At 57.3% G+C, this 24,575-nt stretch carries 26 protein-coding genes and 1 pseudogene; 15 read left to right on the top strand and 12 right to left on the bottom strand.

What is annotated here, in order from left to right; all coding sequences use genetic code 11:
* The first annotated feature begins 142 nt into the window (after window positions 1-142).
* Window positions 143-571 carry a transposase gene (locus tag ACGYLY_RS24815; protein ID WP_395285451.1) on the top strand — a complete coding sequence of 143 codons (429 nt, stop codon included), beginning with the start codon at window positions 143-145 and terminating at the stop codon, window positions 569-571.
* Window positions 572-845: 274 nt separating this feature from the next.
* On the opposite strand, the gene ACGYLY_RS24810 is transcribed toward ACGYLY_RS24815, so the two are convergent.
* The 4 genes from ACGYLY_RS24810 to ACGYLY_RS24795 are packed head-to-tail and all read right to left on the bottom strand — an operon-like array spanning window position 846 to window position 5,089.
* Window positions 846-2,027, bottom strand: coding sequence for an ABC transporter ATP-binding protein (locus ACGYLY_RS24810; RefSeq protein ID WP_395285450.1), 1,182 nt, complete (start codon window positions 2,025-2,027; stop codon window positions 846-848).
* Complete coding sequence (locus tag ACGYLY_RS24805; protein ID WP_395285449.1) at window positions 2,024-2,857, bottom strand: carbohydrate ABC transporter permease; 834 nt, start codon at window positions 2,855-2,857, stop codon at window positions 2,024-2,026. The genes ACGYLY_RS24810 and ACGYLY_RS24805 overlap by 4 nt, the downstream gene beginning before the upstream one ends.
* A complete protein-coding gene (locus tag ACGYLY_RS24800; protein ID WP_395285448.1) occupies window positions 2,854-3,780 on the bottom strand; it encodes a carbohydrate ABC transporter permease in 927 nt (308 codons plus the stop codon). The genes ACGYLY_RS24805 and ACGYLY_RS24800 overlap by 4 nt, the downstream gene beginning before the upstream one ends.
* 1 nt (window position 3,781) lies before the next feature.
* Window positions 3,782-5,089, bottom strand: coding sequence for an extracellular solute-binding protein (locus ACGYLY_RS24795; protein WP_395285447.1), 1,308 nt, complete (start codon window positions 5,087-5,089; stop codon window positions 3,782-3,784).
* Between the two features lie 249 nt (window positions 5,090-5,338).
* Between ACGYLY_RS24795 and ACGYLY_RS24790 the strand changes: the two genes are divergently transcribed.
* The 3 genes from ACGYLY_RS24790 (at window position 5,339) to ACGYLY_RS24780 (ending at window position 9,232) form a co-directional block, all read left to right on the top strand.
* Window positions 5,339-6,310: a D-2-hydroxyacid dehydrogenase gene (locus ACGYLY_RS24790; protein ID WP_395285446.1), complete on the top strand. Its 972-nt coding sequence runs from the start codon at window positions 5,339-5,341 to the stop codon at window positions 6,308-6,310.
* A gap of 118 nt (window positions 6,311-6,428) precedes the next feature.
* Window positions 6,429-7,226, top strand: coding sequence for an IclR family transcriptional regulator (locus ACGYLY_RS24785; RefSeq protein ID WP_395285445.1), 798 nt, complete (start codon window positions 6,429-6,431; stop codon window positions 7,224-7,226).
* Between the two features lie 1,097 nt (window positions 7,227-8,323).
* Window positions 8,324-9,232 carry a hypothetical protein gene (locus tag ACGYLY_RS24780; RefSeq protein ID WP_395285444.1) on the top strand — a complete coding sequence of 303 codons (909 nt, stop codon included), beginning with the start codon at window positions 8,324-8,326 and terminating at the stop codon, window positions 9,230-9,232.
* Window positions 9,233-9,241: 9 nt separating this feature from the next.
* On the opposite strand, the gene ACGYLY_RS24775 is transcribed toward ACGYLY_RS24780, so the two are convergent.
* Window positions 9,242-9,406, bottom strand: a complete 165-nt coding sequence (locus ACGYLY_RS24775) for a hypothetical protein (protein WP_395285443.1) — start codon at window positions 9,404-9,406, stop codon at window positions 9,242-9,244.
* Between the two features lie 212 nt (window positions 9,407-9,618).
* On the opposite strand from ACGYLY_RS24775, the gene ACGYLY_RS24770 reads away from it, so the two are divergent.
* A complete protein-coding gene (locus tag ACGYLY_RS24770) occupies window positions 9,619-10,359 on the top strand; it encodes an ABC transporter ATP-binding protein (protein WP_395285442.1) in 741 nt (246 codons plus the stop codon).
* Window positions 10,356-11,114 (top strand): ABC transporter permease, encoded by a 759-nt coding sequence (locus ACGYLY_RS24765; protein ID WP_395285441.1) that lies wholly within the window; start codon window positions 10,356-10,358, stop codon window positions 11,112-11,114. Before ACGYLY_RS24770 ends, ACGYLY_RS24765 begins: the two co-directional genes overlap by 4 nt.
* Before the next feature lie 2 nt (window positions 11,115-11,116).
* On the opposite strand, the gene ACGYLY_RS24760 is transcribed toward ACGYLY_RS24765, so the two are convergent.
* Together ACGYLY_RS24760 and ACGYLY_RS24755 are read right to left on the bottom strand one after the other, a co-directional pair.
* Entirely contained in the window at window positions 11,117-11,893 is a 777-nt protein-coding gene (locus ACGYLY_RS24760) for an ABC transporter permease (protein ID WP_395285440.1), read from the bottom strand.
* Window positions 11,894-11,901: 8 nt separating this feature from the next.
* On the bottom strand, window positions 11,902-12,960 hold the full coding sequence (locus ACGYLY_RS24755; RefSeq protein ID WP_395285439.1) for an ABC transporter substrate-binding protein: 1,059 nt from the start codon (window positions 12,958-12,960) through the stop codon (window positions 11,902-11,904).
* Window positions 12,961-13,436: 476 nt separating this feature from the next.
* On the opposite strand from ACGYLY_RS24755, the gene ACGYLY_RS24750 reads away from it, so the two are divergent.
* A complete protein-coding gene (locus tag ACGYLY_RS24750) occupies window positions 13,437-13,736 on the top strand; it encodes a DUF4242 domain-containing protein (protein WP_395285438.1) in 300 nt (99 codons plus the stop codon).
* Between the two features lie 70 nt (window positions 13,737-13,806).
* A complete protein-coding gene (locus tag ACGYLY_RS24745) occupies window positions 13,807-14,625 on the top strand; it encodes a hypothetical protein (protein ID WP_395285437.1) in 819 nt (272 codons plus the stop codon).
* 94 nt (window positions 14,626-14,719) lie between these two features.
* Here the strand turns inward: ACGYLY_RS24745 and ACGYLY_RS24740 are convergent, their stop codons facing one another.
* The gene (locus ACGYLY_RS24740) at window positions 14,720-15,019 is read right to left on the bottom strand and encodes an ArsR/SmtB family transcription factor (RefSeq protein ID WP_395285436.1); all 300 of its coding nucleotides are present in this window, start codon (window positions 15,017-15,019) and stop codon (window positions 14,720-14,722) included.
* Window positions 15,020-15,118: 99 nt separating this feature from the next.
* On the opposite strand from ACGYLY_RS24740, the gene ACGYLY_RS24735 reads away from it, so the two are divergent.
* The gene (locus ACGYLY_RS24735; RefSeq protein ID WP_395285435.1) at window positions 15,119-15,412 is read left to right on the top strand and encodes an amphi-Trp domain-containing protein; all 294 of its coding nucleotides are present in this window, start codon (window positions 15,119-15,121) and stop codon (window positions 15,410-15,412) included.
* A gap of 77 nt (window positions 15,413-15,489) precedes the next feature.
* On the opposite strand, the gene ACGYLY_RS24730 is transcribed toward ACGYLY_RS24735, so the two are convergent.
* Window positions 15,490-17,760 (bottom strand): AAA family ATPase, encoded by a 2,271-nt coding sequence (locus ACGYLY_RS24730; RefSeq protein ID WP_395285434.1) that lies wholly within the window; start codon window positions 17,758-17,760, stop codon window positions 15,490-15,492.
* Window positions 17,761-18,109: 349 nt separating this feature from the next.
* Here ACGYLY_RS24730 and ACGYLY_RS24725 point away from each other — a divergent pair, with 349 nt between their 5' ends.
* Window positions 18,110-19,828: a pyrroloquinoline quinone-dependent dehydrogenase gene (locus tag ACGYLY_RS24725; RefSeq protein ID WP_395285433.1), complete on the top strand. Its 1,719-nt coding sequence runs from the start codon at window positions 18,110-18,112 to the stop codon at window positions 19,826-19,828.
* A 61-nt stretch (window positions 19,829-19,889) separates the two neighbouring features.
* Here the strand turns inward: ACGYLY_RS24725 and fer are convergent, their stop codons facing one another.
* The 3 genes and pseudogenes from fer to ACGYLY_RS24710 form a co-directional block, all read right to left on the bottom strand.
* Window positions 19,890-20,372 (bottom strand): ferredoxin Fer, encoded by a 483-nt coding sequence (gene fer, locus ACGYLY_RS24720; RefSeq protein WP_395285432.1) that lies wholly within the window; start codon window positions 20,370-20,372, stop codon window positions 19,890-19,892.
* A gap of 509 nt (window positions 20,373-20,881) precedes the next feature.
* Complete coding sequence (locus ACGYLY_RS24715; protein WP_395291293.1) at window positions 20,882-21,268, bottom strand: hypothetical protein; 387 nt, start codon at window positions 21,266-21,268, stop codon at window positions 20,882-20,884.
* Window positions 21,269-22,056: 788 nt separating this feature from the next.
* Window positions 22,057-22,227: pseudogene (locus ACGYLY_RS24710) on the bottom strand (transposase); the annotation flags it as partial.
* Window positions 22,228-22,308: 81 nt separating this feature from the next.
* Between ACGYLY_RS24710 and ACGYLY_RS24705 the strand changes: the two are divergent.
* The 5 genes from ACGYLY_RS24705 to ACGYLY_RS24685 all read left to right on the top strand — a co-directional run.
* Window positions 22,309-23,088 (top strand): class I SAM-dependent methyltransferase, encoded by a 780-nt coding sequence (locus ACGYLY_RS24705; RefSeq protein WP_395285431.1) that lies wholly within the window; start codon window positions 22,309-22,311, stop codon window positions 23,086-23,088.
* Window positions 23,089-23,417: 329 nt separating this feature from the next.
* On the top strand, window positions 23,418-23,681 hold the full coding sequence (locus ACGYLY_RS24700) for a type IV toxin-antitoxin system AbiEi family antitoxin domain-containing protein (protein ID WP_395285430.1): 264 nt from the start codon (window positions 23,418-23,420) through the stop codon (window positions 23,679-23,681).
* 88 nt (window positions 23,682-23,769) lie between these two features.
* On the top strand, window positions 23,770-23,928 hold the full coding sequence (locus ACGYLY_RS24695) for a hypothetical protein (RefSeq protein WP_395291292.1): 159 nt from the start codon (window positions 23,770-23,772) through the stop codon (window positions 23,926-23,928).
* A 21-nt stretch (window positions 23,929-23,949) separates the two neighbouring features.
* Window positions 23,950-24,129 carry a hypothetical protein gene (locus tag ACGYLY_RS24690; RefSeq protein ID WP_395285428.1) on the top strand — a complete coding sequence of 60 codons (180 nt, stop codon included), beginning with the start codon at window positions 23,950-23,952 and terminating at the stop codon, window positions 24,127-24,129.
* Between the two features lie 188 nt (window positions 24,130-24,317).
* Window positions 24,318-24,575, top strand: a 258-nt coding sequence (locus ACGYLY_RS24685; protein ID WP_395285427.1) for a DoxX family protein, incomplete at its 3' end; no start/stop codon positions are given.

The raw sequence follows: 24,575 nt of genomic DNA, 5'->3' as shown, positions 1-24,575 counted from the left end.
TCGTGGAGGGGATTTCGTTCAAACGATCCACCGGACGATCGTCAAATCCCCGAGAGTCCTCCAGATTCGAGAAAGGCGGTGCTCGGTGAGTCGATGATCATAAATAGTTGTATTTTTATCCCAGCAATGAGAATCGCCAACCATGAACAAACTCGCGGACGTATCAACCGAGGTACTGCGGGACGAACTCGCCGACGTGTCGGATCCGAAGGCGGCAAAGCGGCTGATGGTCGCGTTGGCGTACGACGGCGGTATCTCGATTTCTACGCAGAGCGAAATCTACGGCATCCCGGAATCGACGCTGTACTACTGGATCGATAGGGTCGGTACGAAATCGCTAAAATCCGCGATTCACGACGACGATCGTCCCGGTCGTCCTACGAAACTCGACCGAGAGGAACGAACCGCGCTTCGACGGGATCTGATGGGGGAACCGACCGAATCGGGATACGATGCCACCGACTGGTCACCCGAACTCGTTCGCCGCCATATCGAGGACGAGTACGGCGTTTCCTACTCGCTCGGGCATATTCGGCGGCTCGTCCGGAAGTGGTCCGTTGATCGGAAATGAGTACAATAATTTTTGTTTACTCATCGTATCTCATAATAAATATCAAAGCAAACACAGAGTGGCGAATTTTAGCCCTTGGTTTCGACGTCGAGTTCGGTAGGGAACGACCTGTGAGCAACGATCGCACCTTCGACTGCCGCGCGAAGCGTGATATCTCGTCGTGTCATGGGTTCCTGACGTGTCATGGGGTTCCAGTCGTACCCGTGTGCGTCCGGCTCCTTTCACAATAAATATATTCCACGAATGCGCCGGAAAGTGCCCGTGATCGGTGAACTCAGGTTATTCGAGCCCCCGATTTTTCAAATAGCCACGCCTCTTCGGTCTCCAATTTCACCTGAACGCGGTCAGTATGCCGTGGGATTTCGCCCTGCGACGTGAGCGCCGATAGGGACGTTCCGTTTGCGGAGAGGTGGATCGCATCCCTGTCGCCGAGCGGTTCGATCACGTCGACATCCGCGGCGAACGTGCCCGGACCGCTATCGAGACTCAGGTACTCCGGTCGGATGCCGTAAATGATGGTTTCCCCGACGCGCTCTTTCATCACCGCGGTTTGCTCGTCCGTCGCTGGAATCGTGCCGACGTCGGTGACGAAAGAGAGACCGGTGGAACCGTTTTCGACCGTTCCCTCGATCAAATTCGGCGATGGCGACCCGATGAAGTCGGCGACGAAGCGGTTCGTGGGGTCGTTGTAAATATCGTAGGGGCTGCCGATCTGTTGTACGTGACCGTCGTCCATTACGACGATTTTGTCGCCGAGCGTCATCGCTTCCTCTTGGTCGTGGGTGACGAAGATCATCGACGTGTTCAGTTCGCGTTGAATCTTCTTCACCTCGACGCGCATGTGGTCGCGGAGGTTCGCGTCGAGCGCGGAGAACGGTTCGTCGAGCAGGAACGCTGCGGGTTCCATCACCATCGCACGCCCGAGCGAAACGCGTTGCTGTTGTCCCCCCGACAGTGCCGAGGGCTTTCGGTCCAACATCGGCCCGATGTCGAGCGTTTCGGCGACTTCCTCGACGCGACGATTCTTCTCGTCCTTCGAGAGGTCCGTGTTCATGTCGAGACCGAACCGAATGTTCTTCCGCACGCTCATGTGCGGAAACAGGGCGATGCTCTGGAAGACGAACGCGAGGTTTCGGTCCTTCGATTTCAGGCCGGTGATGTCCGTTCCGTCCACGAGGATCCGACCCTCGTCCGGTTCCTCCAATCCGGCGATGCAACGAAGCGTGGTGGTTTTCCCGCATCCCGATGGGCCGACGAAGACGACGAATTCGCCCTCATCGATGTCGATGTTCACATCGTCGCAGGCGACGATCTGCCCCTCGTTGAACGTCTTCCGGACTTCGTCGATTTGGATGTGTGTTCCCCCGTTCGTTTCGGAGGGTTGGTTGGCGTTCGATGCGACCGTCGATTCGTTCGAAGTAGCGTCTGTGGTTCGAGTCATCGTTGTGTGAGTCATACGGTGAATGCGTTCTCCAAGTAGTTCCTCGCGACGAGATAGATCATCGTCGGTGGGATGCCGATGATGAGCGTCTCGGCCATCAGCTTACCCCAATACACCCGCTCGCCCGAACCGCCTCCGATGGTGCCGTACAGCACCGGAACGGCGGGTACCGGTCCGGTTCCGGTCGTGAGTAGGTTCGCGAAGAGGAAGTCGTTCCACCCGGTGAGGAAGGCGAGGAAGCCGACGGCGACGATTCCGGGAGCGGCCAGCGGGAGGATGACCCGCAGGAACGCCGTGAACTGCGTACAGCCGTACACCTGCGCCGCTTCCTCGATGTCGTCCGGGAGTTTCTCGAAGAAATCCCGAAGGATCCAAATCGCGAACGGGGTGACGAACACCTGATATGCGAGGATCATTCCGGGAAGGGTGTTGTACAGTCCCAAGTCGTTCCACAGGTCCATGATCGGGATGACGAGGAGGATGTATGGGAACATCATCGCCGAGATGATGGCGTAAAACCCCGCGGTTTTTCCGTAGAACTCCTTGCGAGCGAACGCGTAGGCACCCGGAATGGTGATTATCAGCGCCAGTATCGCCGTCCCGGCACCGATGAGGAAGCTGTTCACGAGGTTGTCCTTCAGTTCCGTATAGCCGCTCGTCCACGCCTCCAGCGTCGGCGAGTGGGGGACGATGTGCGGCGCGCCGAAGAACTCGTTCGGCGACATGAACGACACCGAAACGATGAACAGCAGCGGAATGAGGTTCGCCAGGACGAGAAACCCGACGACGCCGTACGTGGTCGCCTTGACGGTCACGCCGACGGCGTCGTACTCCTGTGTACTCATGCTCCCTCCTCGCTCGCGCGTTCGAACTCGCGGATGAACACGAACACGAAGCCGATGGTCAGGAGGAGCAGGATGATACCGACGGCGTAGGAGACGCCCATGCGACCCTGACCGTACGCGAATCGGTAGAGCAACACCGCCAGGATGGAGGTGTCGTATCCCGGACCGCCGTTCGTGAGCTGTAGAACCTGTGATATCTTCGTCATGTTCCAGATGAGGCGGATGCTCACGGCGACGAGAATCGCGCTTTTCAGTTGGGGAAGCGTGACGCGGAGGAACGTCTGGAACCGATTCGCGCCGTACATCCGTGCCGTCTCGTACATCTCCTCGGGGATGCTCTCCAGATTCGCGGAGATGATGAGGAACATGAACGGCCAGAACGTCCACGTCGTCACGAACATGACGACTCCGAGCGCCAGATCGCCGTGGCTACCCCAGTAGATGGTCTCGTTCAGGATATGCCACTTCGTGAGATAGCCGAAGACGGGGCCGAGGTCCGGTTCGAGCATGTACGCCCAGATGGTACCCGTCACCAGCGGCGGAACCGTGTACGAGATGAGGAACATCCCGGTAACGAACCCCTTGCCGCGACGGAGTTCGCGAACCGCGAGCGCCGCGGCGATGGCGACAATCAGTTGAAACACCGTCGTTAGGGTGAAAATCAGCGTCGCCTTCAGCGATGTGTAGAACGGGTTCCAACCGAACAGGAACTTGTAATTTTCCAAGCCGGTCCACGTCGGATCGCCGCCGAACGGCCAATCGTTGAAGCTCATGTAGATACCCTGAATGAACGGCATCCACATGAGTACGACGAGGAAGACGAGCACCGGGAGTATCAGTAGATACGAGAACCAGTTCTCCGACAGTCGGTTCCGATACCGCTCGGTCCGCTTCCCCACGTCGAAGATGTTTCGTGTCGACATATCAGATATCTATTTGGTTCCGTATTTGCTTCGCCGAGCGATCACACGCCTCCTCGGGGGATATCTTCCCGCGGACGGCCTCCTGGAAGAGTGGACCGGCGATGTTGTACTGGATGGCGTTCATCTTCGGATGGCTGGCCCATCCGTTCTCCATCCCGTCGACGGTCGTCTCCAACGTCGACATGAAATTGCTATTCCCCAACGCCTCGTCGTTTTTCAACCCGTCCCAGACGTCCTTCCTGACCGGGAGCGTCGCCAAGGAACGGGGGACCTCCTTCTGGAAATCCTTCGAGAGGAGCTTGTTTATCCAGTCGATGGCCGCGTCCTCGTGTTTCTTCCAGACGTTCTTTTTGACGCCATCCGGTTTTCGCATGAGAGCGACACACTGCGTGAAGAAATCCCCGCGGTTGCCCGCCTTGCCCTTCCACGAGGGGGCGAAAACGATCTTTCCATCCTTGAGCATGTCCTTTGCACGGCTTCGGAACAGGCCGAAATCCTTCGTACTCCCCTGATACATGCTCACGGAACCGGATATCAGGCTCTGGGCGACGGCCTCGTTCGACGCCGTCGGGGCTTTGTCCGAGGAGAGCCCGTGCTTTTGGTAGATGTCGACGTACTGCCTCGTCGCCTTCTTCCAAGCGTCGGTGTCGTAGTTCACGTCCGACCAATCCTTGTTGAGGTACATCCCGTCGTACCCTCCATCGGATGCGGCCCACGTCACGAGGGCCTCGTCGGTGACGTCGCCCTGCGCACCGTAAATCTGGAAGCCGTAGTCCCCCGGTCCGTTCTTTTGTAGCCGTTTCGCGACCCGAAGGAGGTCCTGATAGTCCTTCGGCGGGAAATCGTCCTCGATGGAGAGTCCGGCCTTCTCGAAGTGGTCGGCTCGCGCGATGAACGGCGCACCCACCTCCAATCCGATCGGGACTTCGTAGAGGTTGGCGTCGAAGCCTCGATAGCAACTCTCGGCCATTTCGAACGCCCACTCGACGTTTTTCAACGCGTTCGAGTCGAGTCTGTCCTTGTACTCGTCGACCGGTTTCACCCAGCCGGGGTCGATGAACTGCCCGTTGAGCGAGTTCGTGGAGTCGTAAATGACCGGACGGTTCCCGTTTTTGATGTTGTTCTTCCACTTCCCGCCGTTGATGTCGTCCCAACTCGCCCAGTTCATCTTCATCGTCACGTCGTGATTCGTCCCGAACTCGTCGACCGACGACTCCATCAACTGCTTTGCGACCTCCGATTGGGAGTGGAAGTACTCCCAGTATTCGAAATCCTTCCCGCCTCCGCCGGAGCCGTTCCCATCGGTCACGGAGCTAAGGCAGCCGGAAAGTCCAGCGATTCCACCGATTCCAATCGTTTTGACAAACTGTCGTCTTGATGCCTCAACCGACATGGTTTGTCACAAACAAACATACCTATATAAATCTTTGGTGGGTATGTAATACTTTCACTCTCGATTACATTCCTATTATATAAAATCGGGAGAAAAACATTGATATACTCCCTTCGAACTGTTTAGACTACTGCCACAGGACCGGACCTGTTGGCGAGCTACACTATGAACGACGAATCAGCAGACATCCTCGTACTACGAAGTGACACACACGGATTGCCGGCCGAAGAGTACGCGGCCATGCTCGACGAACGGTTGCCGAATCACCGCGTCCATCTCGCCCGTACTCCCGCGGAAGAGCGAGACGGAATCGAGCAAGCGCGGGTCGTCACCGGCGTCGATATCGACGAAGAGCTACTGGAACACGCGGAAAACCTGCGGTTGTTCGCCGGCGTGGCGGCGGGCTACAACCACCTCCCGCTCGAAACGTTCTCCGAGATGGACGTCACGGTGACGAACGCGTCGGGTATTCACGCGCCGAACATCGCGGAACAGGTCCTCGGCTACGTGCTTTCCTTTTCGCGCCGCCTTCGAGAGGGGTGGGAGCGCGAAAAGCGCCACGAATGGCGACATTATCAAGCCGAGGAGCTGAAAGGTAGCACCGTCACCGTCGTCGGATTGGGAGCCATCGGAACGGCCATCGTCGACCGATTCGCCGGATTCGACGTCCACACTATCGGGGTTCGGTACACGCCCGAAAAGGGCGGTTCGACAGACGAGGTCATCGGGTTCGAACGGGAGGCGTTACACGATGCCTTGTCGAGGACGGATTATCTCCTCATCGCCGCACCGTTAAGCGACACGACGCGTGAACTCGTTTCGGAGGAGGAGTTCAAGACGTTGCCACCGAACGCGAGGGTGGTCAACGTCGGCCGAGGGAAGATAATCGACACCGACGCCCTGATCTCCGCGATCCAGAAAAATCAGATCAACGGTGCCGCACTCGACGTCACCGACCCCGAACCGCTACCGGCGGACCATCCCCTTTGGCAGTTCGAGAACGTCGCGATTACACCTCACAACGCGGGCCACAGCCCGAAACACTGGGACAGGTTGGCGGAAATCGTTGCGGGTAACGTGAATCGGCTCTCGGAAACGGACGGTACGGAAGGGTTGGAAAACGTCGTTCGATCGTAACAAGCCGCCAGCCAACCGGCGTCTCTTCGCTCGGAGTACGCGAACGTGCCGCTTCAGCTTTCGAAGGCTCCTCCCGCGGAGGAATCACGTTTAAATCGAACTGCTGCATCGATAGGGTATGAACGAGAAGACGACGAACGACGACATCACGAGCGATACCGGGCCGAGTACGCTCGGGTCGGTCGAGAAGGCGTTCTCCATCCTCGAACAGCTGAAGGCCGATGAACGGGCGGGTGTTTCGGACCTCTCGAACGAACTGGATCTTCCGAAGAGCACGGTTCACATCTACCTTCAGACGTTCCAACAACTGGGATTCGTCGTGCGGGACGGAAACGACTACGCGCTCAGCTATCGGTTTCTCGAATATGGCGGACGGATACGGAACCGTTCGAAGCTTTACCAGGTCGCGAAATTGGAAGTGGATCAGCTCGCGACGGACACGGGCGAAGTCGCAAATCTGGGCATCGAGGAGGATGGATCCCGTATCTTAGTTTACAAGGCCGGCGGTCGGGACGCTATTCACGACAACGCTCCAATCGGGGAGTATACACACATGCACTGGACTGCGCTCGGGAAGGCGATGCTGGCGGAGTTTCCCCGCTCCCGCGTCGAATCGATCATCGAAACCCACGGGCTCCCGAAAGCGAACGAGCACACGATAACGGAGGCGGATGCGTTGTTCACGGAGTTGGAGCGAATCCGGGAGCAGGGATACTCCGTCGAGGATCAAGAACGGAGACGGGGCGTCCTCACGATAGGGGTGCCGATCATGAATCGTAGCTCCGACGAGGTCATCAGCGCGATTTCGGTTTCGGGTCCGAAAAGCCGTCTGGACGCCACCGAAACGTTTGACGACCTCGTCAGCGCGGTCAAACAGGCGGCAAACGTGATCGAACTCCGCTATTCACACTACTAGTTCCGCCGTGTGATATCGATAAACGGCGAATCTCGGTGGATTCAACCATTTTGAACGAGCTTCGACTTCCCCACGGTATAATCCCACCCGGCGCATTTGGGATTACAAACATAGGTCTGTAATACCGTTCCCAACTACGAGATCACCGGAAAATCCCGGTGTTCCGCTTCGAATCGGACGATAGGGCGCGAATTTCGGTGTGAAAGGCCGATAACAGCGGGAGGAAGCCAATTTTGGAAACGTCTCCCACCGGCTTTCTCATCCAACTCTCGACGAGGTATTCAATACTATTGAACACTATTTCGTGATATACCTTGTCGAGCGTGCAATTTGAATTACTGTTTGTCCATTTTATCAGATCGGGGATAGACCACCAATGAATATTGCAATCAATTCAATGAGGAAAAATATATGTCGTCGACCACGTATTTTGAGATAATATTGTAAAATTCTCACACAATAGTGATGGGGCCAAAAACCCAACATTCGCATATATGAAGTATATAGTTGTCATAGACACCTTATATGAGATAGAACTCCGATATTCACTAATGGATGGCGGTAAGAGGGTTCGATAGTGTGGGGTTACACGATGCGTCGCCGACAGTGTATTCCTCGACTTCCACACTATTACTCGGAGATGACCGGGGTCGATGCTCATCGGGCTCCGTACGAGAAAGGAAGCGGTGATCGGTACTCGATCCGCTATCAGTTCCAGATCACTTCTGCTTCGACGTACAAATCCGCGTTCAAACGGGAAAGCGATTCGTGGGAGATAGCGTTACGGTAACTTCACGGCGAGCGACCGGAAGCGTCGCCGCCAGTGGTAGAGGCCGAAATTGTAGCGCATGCAGTAGCAGTCACGGTGCCGGATACATCAACCGATCGGTGTCCGTTCGACGAATCGTCTCGCCGACCGACTCCCGTACTCCGTTCGCTGGCCGCTCGCTGGTCGCCTCGTCTGCCGTCCCCACGCGTCAGCGGTCGAACTGTTCTCTGGGCTAATTGACCCGAACTCGGTCGATATTCGATCACATAACCTAGACAAAATATAATATGCTGGGCGTTTATCTATTGTCCATGGTGAGGTGATCCATGTGAACACGGAACAAATAAATTCCGAAGAACAACGACAGATGGTGAGAGCGCTCGGTATCGATGACGTCTCGGCAGATCATACGTTGAACCTGTCCGAGATGAAAACCGTACTCGATTCCGGATTGGATCCGAAATTCGCCTCCGTCGGCGAAGCGATTCGGAACGATATCGAAGGACGACTCGACGCTGACTTGTTGGACGAGGCACTCTCGGATCTCGGCACGCAGATCGGACGCCTTCCGGAGGTTCGAACTGCGGGGATTCCGGACGGAGAACGCGAACCCGAACGACTCTACCGGGAACTCGTCGAACCGGGATGGCGCGTGTACGACCACCTCGTCGACGTCGGTTTCTTCGAGAGCGTGGACGTCAACGTTCCGCGATTTACGCGGGAGCACATCAAGAGTACGGCACGGGAAATCGTCCGGGCGGATCCGCTGACGGAGGGATTGACCGAGGTTGGGTACGACGAGGAAGAACTGGTCAAACTGGTGATGAACGTGACCAACAACGACTTGCGACTCTCGCGCTGGGTTCCGACCGCCGACATCCCGGAGGGTGTGGAATTCGAACTCGAACACGTTCCACCGCTCCACCAGCGGGCCGCCGGAGGCGGACTGTTGTGGATTCGAACGATGGACGTCCATCTCTGGCAGAAACAGGTTCTCATCACGGACGAGATCCTGGATGACGCGTTCCGGGACATCAAGGCGATGCTCGCAGGATTTCACCTGCTGTCGAGGGCGGCCCTCGAAATCGCCGATTCCGAGCGCGATTCGCTCACGGATAGCCAACTAACCGCGGCACTGACCGCCGGTGCCGCGATCATGATCATCAATCAAGAAGACCTCTGTCGGGACGCGTACTACATCACGGAGGACGTGCGCGCCCCGAGCGAAGCGAGATAACACACGGTATCAATCGAAGAAGACAGAGCGGTCAAAGCCGCACAGGACACCGTCGTACGCGAGACGGACAACGGATATCGGGTACTGGGATCCCCGGACAAATCGGTCACCCACCAACACGACACCGACCTCGAACTCGAATACGAGAAAAAAAGTCGGAGCGGGGTCGAGCATGGAGGGACACCCCTCGTCGTTTCGGGCGACCCACCGGTGATGTATCAGTCGAACCGGTCGCCCATTTCGGGGTCGTTCCTGATGTAGAGGCGAATTTTTACGTTCCAGGATTGCTTACCGTGCACAATGGAAAACGGAACGCCTTGGGTGTTCGCCGACGGGGGACGAGTGCAACCATTCGTAAGAGACGAGACGCGACCGGGGGATCGACGGTGATCGACGTCACCGACCTCACGGTTAGATACGACGACGTCACGGCCCTCGAAGGAAACGACCTTTCGATCGAACCGGGCGAGTTCGTTACGCTTATCGGGCCGTCCGGGTGCGGAAAAACGACGCTCCTCCGAACGATCGGTGGCCTCGTTGAACCGACGAACGGACGGGTCAGTATCGACGGTGAACCACCTGCCGTCGCACAGCACGACGGTAACGTCGGATTCGTCTTCCAGCAGCATACCCTCCTCCCGTGGAAGACGGCGTTGGAGAACGTCACGTTTCTCCGGCGAATGGCCGGGAAACCGTCGAAACCGGACGACGCCCGCGACCTCCTCGAATCGTTCGGCCTCGACGGGTTCGTCGACGCTCACCCGACGGAACTCTCGGGTGGGATGAAACAGCGCGTCGCCATCGCGCGGGCGCTCCACCTCGACGCCGACGTGCTCCTGATGGACGAACCGTTCGGCGAACTCGACGAAATAACGCGCGAGGAGATGGGAATCGAGGTTCGGAGCGTCTGGCAGCGCGAACGAAAGACCGTCCTGTTCGTCACCCACAGCGTTAGCGAGGCGGTGTTCCTCGCCGACCGCTGTCTCCTGATGAGTCACCATCCTGGACACATTAGTGCCCAGTTTACCATCGACCTCCCGCGTCCGCGTGATGCATCTATTTACGAGTCCGACCGTTTCCAGTCATACGTCGCAACGCTCAGGAAGACGCTTCACGATCACCTATGAGAAGGGTACGAAGTCATCCACGGGACGTGTTCCTCCCGGTCGGTGCGCTCGTGGGTCTCATCCTCACGTGGTGGGGAATCGTCGTTACCGTGGGGATTCCTCCCTACCTGTTGCCGTCACCGGTCGCCGTTTTCGAACGTCTGCTGAACAGTCCCGACCTGTACCTCCGTAACGCCCGAATCACGTTCGACAAAATCGTCGTGGGAGGAACGATCGGAATCGTCCTCGGGGGCGGGTTGGGGGCTCTCATCGCGATCGTTCCGTGGTTTCGCCGGACGATATATCCGTATCTCGTGGCCGCGCGCGTCGTGCCGAAGATAGCCGTCGCACCGGTGTTACTGATTTACATCGGAACGGGCTTCTCGACGGCGGTCGTCTTCGTCGCCCTGATCGCCTTCTTTCCGATGGTCGTGAGCACGGCCGCCGGATTCGAGAACGTCCCACGGAACGCGGAGGACTTGCTGGACTCGGTCGATGCGAGTTCAACGCACAGTTTTCTGTTCGTCCGGCTGCCGTACGCGCTGCCGGATATCTTCGCAGGACTGAAGCAGTCACTCACGCTCTCGGTCATCGGTGCCGTCGTCGCCGAGTGGATCGTCGCGAACGAGGGTCTCGGATTTCTCGTCCTGTTCGCGTCCGAGGACGTCAGGCCCGATATCATGCTCGCCGCGGTGACGATGCTTTTCGTCGAAGGATTGTTCCTCTACGGAGCGGTCGTTCTCGTCCAAAGACGCGTTCTCTGGACGACCGGGTGACTCTAGTTTCGACCCCAGCGGATCCGCTTTTCGATCAGTACGGGGACGAGGAAAAATCCGATACCGAGTAGTGCGAGGACGAACAGTGCAGCGAACATGCGTGCGGTCCGGAGCGTCCTCGACGTGTCGAACACTCGGTATCCGAGTCCCGAGTCGAGGATGAGAAACTCCGCGGTGACGGCTCCGACGACGCTGAGCGCCGCGGCGAGTTTGATTCCGGCGAAGACGCTCGGTGCCGCCGCCGGGAGCCGAATCGTGAGAAACGTTCGCGCCTTCGACGCGTCGACCGACCGGGTGAGGTCGAGGTATTCCCGCGGCACCGACTGGAGGCCGTCGAGCGAGGCGATAGCGACCGGAAAGACGGTCAATGTGACGACGAGCGCCGCCCGTGCGGGGATACCGTGTCCGAGCCAGAGGAAGAACAGCGGCGCGATAGCGATCATGGGTGCGATACGCAGGGCGACCACGTACGGATGGAGGATCGCTGCCGCGTTGCGCGAAGCGGTCATCACGAACGCGAGAAAAAGCCCGAGGACGGTACCGCCGACGAGTCCGAGTCCAGCGGTGAGCACGGTGACTGTGGCAGCACCGAGAAGCACGGTTCCCGTCGCGACGGTCGCGCGCGCGACGGCCACCGGCGAGGGAAAGATCACCGACGGGACGCCGGTCACCACCGTGAACGCCTGCCAGCCGACGAGCAGAATCGATAGCAAGATCACGGATGTCGTCCGTCGACCGAAACCGACGACGAACGCGTCGCGGTCGGTACCGAGGCTCATCCGCCGAGTTACCCCGTCTTCTTCGCGTACGAACCGATGTACCGGTAGTTCGTGTCGAGGTGTTCGTTCGTCCAGGTCGAACTCGTGTCGATCTTCTCGTCGATTATACCGGCCGAATCGAGGGCGTCGCGCGTCTCCTTCCACGGCGTCGATTCGCTCCATCCCCATCCGTGCTTCCCGACCGCGTCCGACCGCATGTATCGAGAACTCATCACCTCCCACTTTTCCCGCTCCACGTCGCGTGACTCGCTCAGTGCCGGTACCGAGTCGATCAGTTCGTCGATTCCCCCTTTGGGATCGTTCGATGCCCACACGGCACCCCTGGCGGTCGCCCGCAGGAACGCCCTCACCGTCTCCGGGCGGTCATTCGCGAATTTCGATCCGGTGGCCAGGACGTGGCCGTACGACGGAATCGAATTTGCGACGGAGAGTCGATCGATCGTGTCGCTGTGCTGGCGGGTGTCGACCACGTCGCCGAAGACGCCGCCAGCGGCGTCGATCTTCCCGGCGAGAAGTTGCTGGACGGTGTCGTATCCCGTATCGACCATGGTGACAGAATCGAGAACGCCGTGTTTTTCGAGGAACAACTCCGTCAGAATCCGAACCATTCCCGGACCCGTTCCGATCTTCGCTCCCTTCAATCGGTCGGCGTTCGCGAGTTTCGACCCGAAGTTCTCGCGGACGGAGAAGACGACGACGGGCGTTCGTTGCATGACGATACCGATCGACAACGGGGAGAGCCCCCGTGCTGCGGCCGTGACGACCTGATCGCTGCTCGTGACGCCGAACGATTTCTTCCCCAGAGCGACCTGTTTGGCCGAGAAATCGGACCCCTGCCCGCTCTCGATTTTCGAGAGCGCCAACCCTTCGTCCGAATAATAGCCCTTGGCCTTCGCCGCGAAGTACGGTACGTGTAGTCCGCTGGGTTTCCAGTTCAGCAGCAGCGAAACGTCGGTCTTGGACGGCGAGGAATCGGTGGGATCGGACTTTCCACCGATACTCCCGAGGCAACCGCCGAGCGCCGTCACCCCGACCGCTGTCACCAGCGATCTGCGCGAGTAGCTCATACGTCTACTAACACGTTTCTACGGTATAAAATATTCCAGGTAATATTTAAATAGGGGGCGGAGGTCTCTTCGACCGATTATCGAGCTGATCGAATACAAGTGATCAGGTATCGTCGACAGTTCGAATCCCCCGCGAACTACACTCCGGGCGCGTTATCGATCCCTTCTTTGCCGACCCGACGTCGCTTCGTGGGAACGTCGCGCCGCACTCGGAACATTCCATTTTCGCCCGCTTCTTCGGGCTCGGAACGGCGCTCTCCCGCGGCAATCTACGGTCGTCGTCTCTTGCCCTCGGAATGATTTGTTCTCACAGCGATGAATTGATACCGATCGGTGGTCCAGTATTCGGTCTCGATGTCGTCGAACCTACCGCGGATTATCGAACTCCGGTTCCGGCAACTCGGTGAGAGGGGATGATATTTCTCCATGGCGAGCGAAAGTATTACAAACAGTCCCGCCATTGAATGGCTGTAGCTATGTCAAACGATGGCACGAGTGAGTTTCTCATCCTCCGAGAGCTAAACGACCCGATTTCCAAGTCCGATCTCCACGAGGCCGCCGAAGCCTCCGGAGAGGCGCTCGAGGAACTCCGAGAGGAAGGATCGAACATCAGATGGGAATCCTCGGAGGTACTCAGGAACGAAAACGACGGTATCGTCGGAACGTTCTGTCGCTACGAGGCGGAAAGCGAGGACGTGATCGAAGAACACGCGGAACGGGCCGGATTACCGGCGACGAAGATCACGCGCCGCGGTGAACCCTTAGAAGGGGAATGATGCGCTGTCTGCCATACTCGTCGCCCCTCGAACACGCTCCGCAGTCGATTCCGAAATGACGATTTCCGACGTGACTGCACGACTCCAACGGTCCGCATACACCGGGGAAAACCGATGTATTCCCTGTACGGTCGTGAACCTGCTCATCGCCGCAGCCATGGCCGTCGGGTTCGCATTCGTAACGACCAGTCTCGCAGTCGGCCTGATCGTCTTCGCGGCGTTTGTCATCGTGATCTACCTCCGGGGCTACCTCGTCCCCGGAACGCCGAAGCTCACGAAGCGGTACTTCCCGTCGCGGCTTCTCGCTATGTTCGGAAAGGAGGTGGTGAGCAGCGACTTCGAGGGACGCACTACCGACACGGACACCGAGAACGAGTCGCTGTTGACCGCGAATGGAGTGACCGGAGATGACGGGGTAACGCTCACGGATGAGTTTCGGGAATCCTGGACCGAACAGATGCGCGATGTGGCCGACGGAGGTATCCAACCCACGGACGTCGCGGCCCTGTTCGACGCGACGTCGGTTTCCCAGCACGGCGACCAGTCGTTCGTCGTCGATGAGAGGAAATCGGTTCGGTGGGGATCGAATGCGGCCCTCGTTGCCGACCTCGCCGCCGACACGGTACTCCGTGAACGGACTCACCGCTGGACCAGCATCGATACCGAACGGCGTGAATCCGTCCGAATGGGGCTACGACTCTGTCTGAAGCGTTGTCCGACGTGTGGCGGCCCGCTAGGGGTCGAAGAAACGCGCATCGACCCCTGTTGTCAGAGACCGCACCTCTCGGCACAGTCAGTGTGTGAAGAGTGTGGAGCAGTACTCGCGGATACGGCCGTGGTGGACGACGGGGAGACGGTCGGCGTCCGTTCGGAGTTGCTACAAGTATGACCGCTACGGGGACGGTACCGGATTCGCGACCGAAACGGCCCGGAGACACGTCGAATACCACATATTCCGGTACCAGTGGGCCGAGGGGCTCGTTTCAGTCGAGAGTCGGCGACGGACTCTCGGCGTCCGCCGATTCGTCCGCGCGGAGAACGAAGGTTCGCTCGGATGGTGATGCTTTGAGTTCTATCGTGTGTGTCAATCGATAGTACTTGCGCTGGCTCGTATAATAGTGCTCGACCAGTTCGGCCTCCTCCAACACCGACAGGTGATGCACGGCGCTCCTGCCGTCCATGCCCACTCGTTCGGCTAGCTCCGACACGTATCGGGGCTTGGTCGACAGTTCTCGGATGATCTTGACTCGTGACTTGCTCCCCAGCACGTCGAGCAGCGACATAGTCGTAGGTCTCGACTCGGCATAAAAAATAATTCGGTGACAGTACTCATTCATCAGCCGTGGATAGCAATTTATGTGGGTGGCGTACGAGAGACGCGTATGGTCGAACTTCCGGACAACGAGACGAACGAGCAAAAAATCGTCACGCAGGGGTACTTCGAACGCGAGGTTCGACTCTCGGCGTCCGCGACGTCGTCGTTCCTGCGCGACCTCGCCGACCAGATCGACGACGGATCCGATCTCACGATCTCGAGTGACAAGTGGGAAATACCGTTTCAGTTCCGCGAACCCATCGAGGTCGAAATAGAGTTCATCGGCGACGGAAAACGGGAACTAGAGGTCGAACTTGAGTTCGAGTGGGATTCCGAGGACGACAGCTTAAACGTGAACTGATCGTGTTAGCTCCACACTCTCGGGAAACCCGTGTGACAGGACCGGGCGAGCGGACGCCAATGGACCGATGAAACTCATCACCGTGTCGCACCATCGCTCCGGTCCTGGATGCGCGTGAAGGCCTCGTTACTCTCGGTCTCCTTCGTTTTCGAAACTGCCCGTTCGAAGTGGCTTTCGCAAAGGACGATGCGTTTCGGATCACTTCCTTCCATATCGACGAATTCGCGGACCGCTCCCACCGCCGCCTCGCGACAGATCGCTTCGATGTCCGCACCGACGAACCCGTCGGTCCTTCGTGCTAACGCCTCGAAGTCCACGTCATCGAGTGGTTTCTTTGCCGCGTGAATCTCGAATATCTTCCGACGAGCCGTTTCATCGGGCGGTCCCACCTCGACGTGGTGATCGAGGCGACCCTGCCGCAGGAGGGCGTCATCGAGCAATTCCGGTCTGTTGGTCGCTGCGATGACGACCACGTTTTCGAGCTCTTCGAGTCCGTCCAGTTCGGTCAGTAACTGCGAAACGACGCGTTCGCCGACGCTCGAATCCACATTTCCGCCGCGTTCGGTCGCAATGGCATCGATCTCGTCGAAGAAGACGACGGTTGGAGCGTTCTCACGTGCCTTCGTAAACACGTCTCGAATACCCTTCTCGCTCTCTCCGACGTACTTGTCCAGCAGTTCCGGGCCCTGTATCGAAATGAAGTTCGACTCCGCCTCGTTCGCCACGGCTTTCGCGAGCAGGGTTTTACCCGTCCCCGGTGGCCCGTGGAGCAGGATTCCGGTTGCCGGACGTAAATCCACACGCTCGAAGGCCTCGGGATACTCGAACGGCCACTGGACCGTCTCTCGAAGACGGGTTTTGACGTCCTCGAGGCCGCCAATATCGGTCCAGGAGACTTCTGGCACCTCGACGAACACTTCTCGGAGGGCCGAGGGTTCGGTTTTCCTCATCGCGGCGTCGAAATCGTCCGCGGTAACCTCGATATTCGTGAGTGCCGATTTGTCGATGGCCGAATCGCCACCGACGTTCGGGAGATCGACCCGCTGGAGTGCGTGCATTACGCTTTCTCGTGCGAGGTTTTCTAGGTCGGCACCGACGAATCCGTGCGTCTTCTCCGCGTAGTCGCGCAACGTAACGTCCGGGGCGAAGGGGATGTCACGTGAATGAATACGGAGTATTTCCTCCCGACCTCCCACGTCTGGAACGCCGATTTCTACCTCGCGGTCGAATCGCCCCGGGCGTCGCAATGCGGGATCGATGGCGTCTTCTCGGTTCGTCGTCCCGATGATCGTCGTCCGCTGCCGGTCACCGAATCCGTCCAGCAGTGAGATCAACTGTGCGATGACGCGGGATTCCGCGTCGCCGGTCGTTTCGCTCCGCTCGCGGGCGATGGAATCCAGTTCGTCGACGAGGATGATGCTGGGCTCGTTCGCCCGTGCCCGCTCGAAGACCGCTCGAAGTCGTTCCTCCGTCTCCCCGTAGTACTTCGAGGCGATGGTCGTGGCGGAAACGACCTCGAAGTGAACATCGAGCTCGGTGGCGATAGCCCGTACCATGAGCGTTTTCCCCGTTCCTGGGGGACCGTAGAGCAATACTCCGCGGGGTGGGTCGACATCGAACTGACGGAATCGTTCGGGGTGACACAGCGGAAGTTCGACCGCTTCACGTACCCTTTCGAGTTCCGTGTCGAGACCCCCGATGTCGTCGTATGTAGCCCGCTGGTCCGAATACAAGCCCGGAACTGTGACGTCACTATCCCGGTCCGTCGTAACCGTCCCGTTCGTGTCTCCTCGTTTCGTTTTCTCCGTGACAGTCTCGCTACCGTCCGAATCGCCAGTGACGAACTCGATGTGCGTTCCATCTCGAACCACCACTACACCCGTTGGCTGGGTCTTCAGCACGTGGAGGAGGAGATGATGTTCGGTATCCGCAGTGTGGGTGCCAGTGTTGGTCCCCGAAGTGAACTCCATTGGTACCGCGAGCGTTTGGTCGGCCGTTACCGCTCGGCCTTCGAGTTCGCTTCGCACCGTTCGTTCGCGTTCGATTGACCAGTTATGGGTCGATAGCGTGATGGTCACGCTTGTTGCAGGGCTGACCGTCGCGGACGTGACGGAGACGGTGTCGCCGACGTCAGTACCGACGGCCCGACGGAGATGTCGGTCGATTCTGATGCCATCCCGGCCTATCGAACCGGCGAGAACTCCGGCGATGGCACTGTCGCCTTCCTCGCCTTCGATGCGCACGAAGTCGCCCTCCGCTACCGATAGCTGCTCCATCGCACCGGGGACGAGGACGACCAATCCGTGTCCGGCGTTACGCTTCGTGACTGGTTTGACCACCTGCTTCATCGGTCATCGGTTTTCTCGCCATCACTAATTAATGCCCAGGGAGGTCCCACGGGAACGGTACGCGAGACACACGCTACTCAACTCTCGATCAACAACGATTTGAGATATAAAACCATAGAATACAATACATATAATATTGATTTCCTAATAAAAATCCCTGTTTTGGATACAGAAAACATTAATAATGATGTAGAAAGATCGTTTATTCGGCCCATGGCAAGAACGCACGAGTCTCGGGTTACTGGTACGCTCATCGGTGATCGAGAGGAACCGATGAAGGACGTGTTCCGGCTCACCGAAGAGGAGCGTGCGCCACGTGCGGCGAGGTAATCACTGGAGATACACAACTATGTCAATCGAAGACGACGAGGCCGTCAAGGCCGCAGCCGAAACGATAGTGGAAGAGACCGAACTCGGATATCAGGTGTTCAACGCACCCGACGAAGCGATTCTGTCCCAGCGAGACACGGATCGAATTCCCAGGTACGACGTAACCCAGGAGATGCTCAACGAGTCGGGGCGGGACCCCGAAAGCTGGCTGATGTTCGGCAAGAACTACGAAAACCACCGCTTCGATCCATCTGAAGTCATCACCGAGGAAAACGTCGATCGACTCGAATTGGAGTACGATATGGAGGTCGGGGCCAACTCCAGTATGGAAGGAAGCCCGGTCATCGTTCCCGGCGACCCGCCGGTGATGTATCAAACCAACGGCCCGAGTCACGTGAAAGCGATCGATGCTCGGGAAGGGGAGATACTCTGGGCGTACACCTATCCCGCACCCGAGGACGCGGTGCTCTGTTGTGACGACAACAACCGCGGGGTCGCGGTCTGGAAGGACAAAATCTATATGACCTCACTGGACTCCGGCGTGCAGGCACTCGACCGGTATACAGGTGAGGAAGAATGGTACGTGAGTACCGCCGACCACGAGGAGGGATACTCCGCAACGTGGGCACCGATCGTCTACGATGGCAAACTGTTTACGGGCAGTGCGGGCGGCGAGTACGGCGTGCGTGGATTCCACTGTTGTTTCGACGCCGAAACCGGCGAGGAACTCTGGCGGACCGACACTTGTCCGGAAGAAGAGTACGTCGGAGATAGCGTCAAACAGTCGGGTGGGACGAACTGGATGACGCCGACGCTCGACACCGAACGGGACTTGCTCCTGATCAACGTCGGTAATCCAAGCCCGGACTTCAACGGCACCGTCCGTCCGGGACCGAACCGTAACACCTCTTCGACGGTGGCGCTCGATATCGAGACCGGCGAGATTCAGTGGTCGCATCAGGAGTCCGCACACGATACCTGGGACTACGACTCCGCCAACCAGCGCATGATCATCCGCGACCTGGAAATCGAACACCTGGACTGGCGAGGCGACGTCTCGTACAACGCCGGGAAGACCTCATGGGCGTACACCCTCGACATCGAAACCGGCGAACTCAAAGTCAGGAGCGAACCGCTGACACAGCAAATCAACATGATGAGAATGGTTCCGCACGTCGAGGAACAGCGGGATTACGTCATGCTTCCCGGCTTGCTCGGCGGGGTCGACTGGCAGCCACCGACCTACTGTCCCGAGACGGGATTGTGCTACTTCAAGGCCCTGAACACGCCTCACGAGATTTATTGGCGCGACGAGGAGTACAAACCCGGAGAGAAGTTCTGGGGTGGAATCGTCGAGGTCGAACCCGATGAGGAAATCATTCCGGACGAATGGAACGGTCACATTAGCGCCATCTGTGCCGTCGACCCGTCGACCGGGAAGGTCGTCTGGCGGGACTGGATCGACAGCGACCGGTACCTCTGGGGAGGAACGATGTCGAACGCGTCCGGGCTGGTATTCGCGGGCACACAGAACGGGAACATGGTCGCCTACGATGGCGAGACGGGCGACAGGCTCTGGGAGTTCGATCTGAGTGATAAGGCGATCAGTGGCGACCCGGTTTCGTGGTTCGACCCCGAGACCGAAAAGCAATACATCGCCATTCAGGTCGGTGGCAGCGGGTTCGTCGGCCGTGGCCCGCGTGGTGACCGCCTCGTCGTGTTCTCATTGCAAGCCTGACGTTCCCTGTTCGGACGTTTCCATCTTCGAATCCGAGTGGAGTCCTCGACGGATTCAGGGTTCAGCCCCGGTCCTGTGCTATTTTGCGAATGTATTCCGAGTGAATGGCGTTGAAAACGATTCGTACGTCATCGCTTTCGGGGCGACACGTACAGGTGAGCCGATAATCCATCTCGTTTACTTCGTCGTCATCGAGAAATAGGTTCATGTCCATTTGAGCCTCGCCCGCGACGAGGATGGCTGAACAGCGCGCACACGTGCCCGAGCGACATTGAAATGGCCACTTGAGCCCCTCACTCTCGGCTGACTGAAGCAGCGAATCGTTACGGTCCACATCGATAACGCCGTACTGTGATTCCGGAAGGTCCGCGTTCGCGGCCATCTCGAAGATGTCATCCGTCTCGATATCCCAATCGTTGATATCGACTACCCGATAATCCAGATATTCGATGGTCGCCGGTGATTCGTCCGGCGCCTCCGCGTCATCTTCATCGGCGGAATCGGCTCCCGGGCCGACTTTCGGTAGATCGAAATCACTATTCATCGGTGCTCCCATACCGTTCCGCGGTTGATTTCCGCATCGATATCTAATTGTCGTGATTCATGATTGTAATAGTTGCGTCAATAATGTGGGTATTTCGCCGTTGACGACTCCAGTCGTAGCCACGAGTATTGACACGGTCCGTACACGTTATCGTGCAGTAGATGGGTTCCACTACAGATTTCCACCGCTTGGTTTATTTATCCCGCGGTTGGGAGCATTCGAGCATTATTTCTATGAGTATCTACCGACCACTCAAGGCAGAGTTGTCGGAACAACTATGCTGAGCGATTCCCGAGTTCCCCGTACCGACCACGAGGGAACAAATGGATCTCTCTCGAAGGATCGCGACAGAGCCGTTAGAGACGAAAGCAGTGCTCGAAGAGCATGGATGACCGATTGTGCACGGTATCGTAGCGCGGGTGACGCCGATTAATAATACGATTCGAAGGATGTACACCAGCGTATCTGCCGTTCGTTCATGCCGTGAAGAGCTAGATGGGGGAAAGGAATCACGCTGTGCTTGTATCATTTGTCTCCGTCAACGGATCAACACGAAACACATAGTCCGCATAGACGCCATCCAGATTCGCGGGGCTTTCTTCAGCGGTATGCCGTTGACAGAGACGGGCCGCCGACTCAACGGCCCCGTGACCCGTTTCTTCTTGGTAGCGTTCAAGAACGACGAATTTCGCTGGCTCGTCGCACCCACGACGGTGACACGTCGGAGGTGGCTCCGAATGTTCTTCTCCCTCGTATCGGGATTCATCCGTTTCGTTCCGGTCGTCACGTGGTTCAGTTTCGTCCATACGTTCACGCGCTTGTTTGACTTCCCACGCTCGCTGGCGGTTTTCTTCGTCACGGGCTTGCTTGTTTCGGCTCTTTTTGTTGTCCGCCATATCAGATATAGGTGCACGAAAGGGATAACGCTGTGGCCGACATGCGGAATGTTTTTCGCTAGTGACTATCGTGGTCACATATGGGGATCGCGGGAGGCTAATTCGCTTAGCGAGCGTAGGCTACTTCGCCCCTTGGGATTCTCAAACCGTCGTAGATCATCCGAGCTGAATCTAGAGCAAGAGCCACCGGCACGTTGCAGGTGGCCGGTTGCCGGGAGTCAACATCAAAGCCTCCTTCAGGGCGAGCGGGGTACTCCGCGAGCGAGCAGGGTGAGGTGTTTACTTCCCCGTGATACTACTCGATTTGTTCGAGCTTTTTCGAGACGTCGGAGAGCCACAGTTGAGGTACAGTCCATCGATTCCGTTCGTAATGGTGGGTCCCATCTCACCTGGACGGCGTGCGGGTGGGGAGTAGTGTTCGCGCATCGTTTTGAGTAACGGTCCCGGGGTAGTTGTACTTCCGATTAGCGCAATATTCGGAAGTGATAGGGATATCACCGCCCTTCTTGAAACCGAGGTTTTCAGACCCCACAGCTGCCGAAAAGAAGCGAATAAGTAGACATGAATCATATATAGCTATATCAAAATCGCTTCGGGGGAAGATGAGACTACACCGGAAACAGCGTACCCAGGATGCACGATTTCGGCGGGCACATCGATCTACAACAATTGCAAACCGGGATCTAAGAATCAATTCTAGTTAGTATTCTAATATTCTCACGATTTTCGCGCTGCTTGAGCCAATGCAGTCGCTCACCGACGGGCGTTCACTATGTTATCCGTCGACCTTAGCCGATTCCTGTCTGCTTCAACAGCGTGAGAACCGTGTTTGCCGTTACAACAGGCGACCGGACGTATTCGCCGGTCACTTCGATCCGTATCAAGAGATCAACAGCACGCCAAATCGAATACAGCAAGCACGCGAATGCGAAGTAGAAGAATCGAAGGACGAAATTCTCGATATCGTTGCGGCAATACACCTCGACAAAACAACTGTCAGTTCGTCGGATTGAAATGGACTTTGCAGGAACAGTACCAATATGAATCAGCCGTCCAAGGAGAAAGAAAACAACTGGGATACAACCACCTACGATGAGGACCACTCGTTCGTCTTCGAGTACGGCGAAGGCGTCGTCGATCTGCTCGAACCAAAGGATGGCGAACGTATCCTCGATCTTGGCTGCGGCACCGGCCATCTCTCCCATCGAATTGCCGACGCCGGAGCGGATGTCATCGGCCTCGATGCATCAGAGGAAATGATCACAGAAGCACGCGAGACCTACCCCGAATGCGACTTCGTCCATGCGGATGCCCGCGACTTCTCGTTCGCAGAGTCATTCGATGCTGTGTTCTCGAATGAAGCCCTTCACTGGATTCCCGAACAAGACGCCGTCCTCGAATCGATCACGAATGTACTCCAACCCAACGGACGGCTTGTTGCCGAACTCGGCGGAGTGGGAAATGTCGCTTCTATTGTTGAGACAGTACAAGATGTCGCGGCTGAGCAAGGATATGACGTCAAAAGCCCGTGGTATTTCCCAACTGTCGGCGAATACACTACGAAACTCGAAGCACACGGCTTTGAGGTCCGCTATGCGACCCTCTTTGACCGGCCAACAGAACTCGACGGCGGCGCGGACGGACTCTCGTCATGGCTCAGAATGTTTGGTGATAGTCTCTTGTCCCCGATTCCGGCCGAAAAGCAACAAGGGATCATCTCGACCGTCGAGGACAATCTCCGGGATCGGCAGTTCAGGGACGGGACATGGGTTGCGGACTATCGAAGGCTCCGCATCGTTGCCGTGTATTTGGCTGAGTGATCTGCCGTATGCATTGAGCGCACTAGTCTCAACTTCCACGCTTCGGGGAAGATGCACAGTTTCGGAGGATGGACTACTTTCTCGTGTTTTTGGGCTTATCGTGGCTCTGTCGGCCCTACTTCGGAGGTGTATCAACTACTTCCCTCGGTGAAATGCCATCGAATGCGCGAATACAACCTATAACGCCAAAGAACGTTCCGCGAACAGAGCCTGCTAAGTGTCGTTCCGAGACTACGACACCGTCGCCGCGATCGTGAGGTTCTCTGGGCGCAGAATCTCAAAATATGTAATTCCGGCCTATATTTAGACTCTATGTACGATGAGCGGCTATGGGGTCAACAAACGACGAAGAGACTCGACGAAAAAGCCTGTCGACGCGTGAGTCGCAGGCGCTGTCACGGCTCGCAAGCGAAAGCCAGCAGGTAATCACCATCAGCGACATTGCAGAAGTCCTCGACATCCCTCAGAAGTCAGCTAAGGACATGCCGTATGCGCTCAAGGAGAAAGGCTGGCTGGAGCGGATCGCTCACGGGAAGTATCTCATTTTGCCACTCTCTGCGGGCGAGAATCCCGTCTATACCGAACACGAATAGCTCACTCTGGAAAGTGAATATCCGCAGGCACACGAGTGAGTCCGAGCGTCGTGAAATCCCGATCAAAGGCAAAGACATGCTCAAATACATGGCCGCCGTCGAAACTGCAACCGACGACGGAACGTTCAACGCCTTCCCCTCCAAGGACGACGACGATGCCGAACCGGAGGAGTGCGACTGTGACGGCCTCGGTGACTTCCCGTGTTGGCCATGCGTGCGAACGGGTCGCAAAGAACTGCCCAACTAACCCCGTCTCCCTTTTTCATTTATGTCACGCCAAACAACGCTGACCGATGGTGCCCAGCGAACGCTAACCGAGTGTGCAGATACGACCGAACGCGCCCTGCTCGACCGAGCGCAAGCGCACGCGGCGGACGTCGCGGATGCGCATTTTCATGAACTTCTGTTCAATGCATTCGAGTGGAATATCTTAACCCGAGCGCAATGAACGGCGGGTGGAACGAAATACAACCTTGATTTTGTTCTTATTGTCTGTCGAATATGTCATATTCAAGTCACAGCTGGTTGACTACGTTTTCCTAGAGTAACACGATTGAATAATACTTGAAAAGAGTGGTAGTCGGAATATTTCGCTGCATTATGAACTTATTTCTTATCCTTGGATAAATGCTAATTATGCCCATCAATCTCTCGATTGGTACGCTTTTGATTCGCCTAGCCCTTGGCAGCATCATGATCGTCCACGGTACTGGAAAATTGTTTTCGGTCGGTCCAGCTGCGATGTCGATACCTCAGTTTACGGGATTTCTCGCCAGTCTCGGTGTTCCCGCACCATCTGTCGTTGCATGGATTGTTGCACTCGTTGAACTCGTTGGCGGTCTCTGTCTCCTAGTGGGTTTCCTCACCCGGTTTGCCGCATTTGCAGTTGCGATA

The sequence above is a fragment of the Haladaptatus sp. CMAA 1909 genome (assembly GCF_043952005.1).
Taxonomy (GTDB): domain Archaea; phylum Halobacteriota; class Halobacteria; order Halobacteriales; family Haladaptataceae; genus Haladaptatus.
The sequence above is the reverse complement of the archived record's forward strand: the minus strand, read 5'-3'. Positions and strand labels throughout refer to the sequence as shown.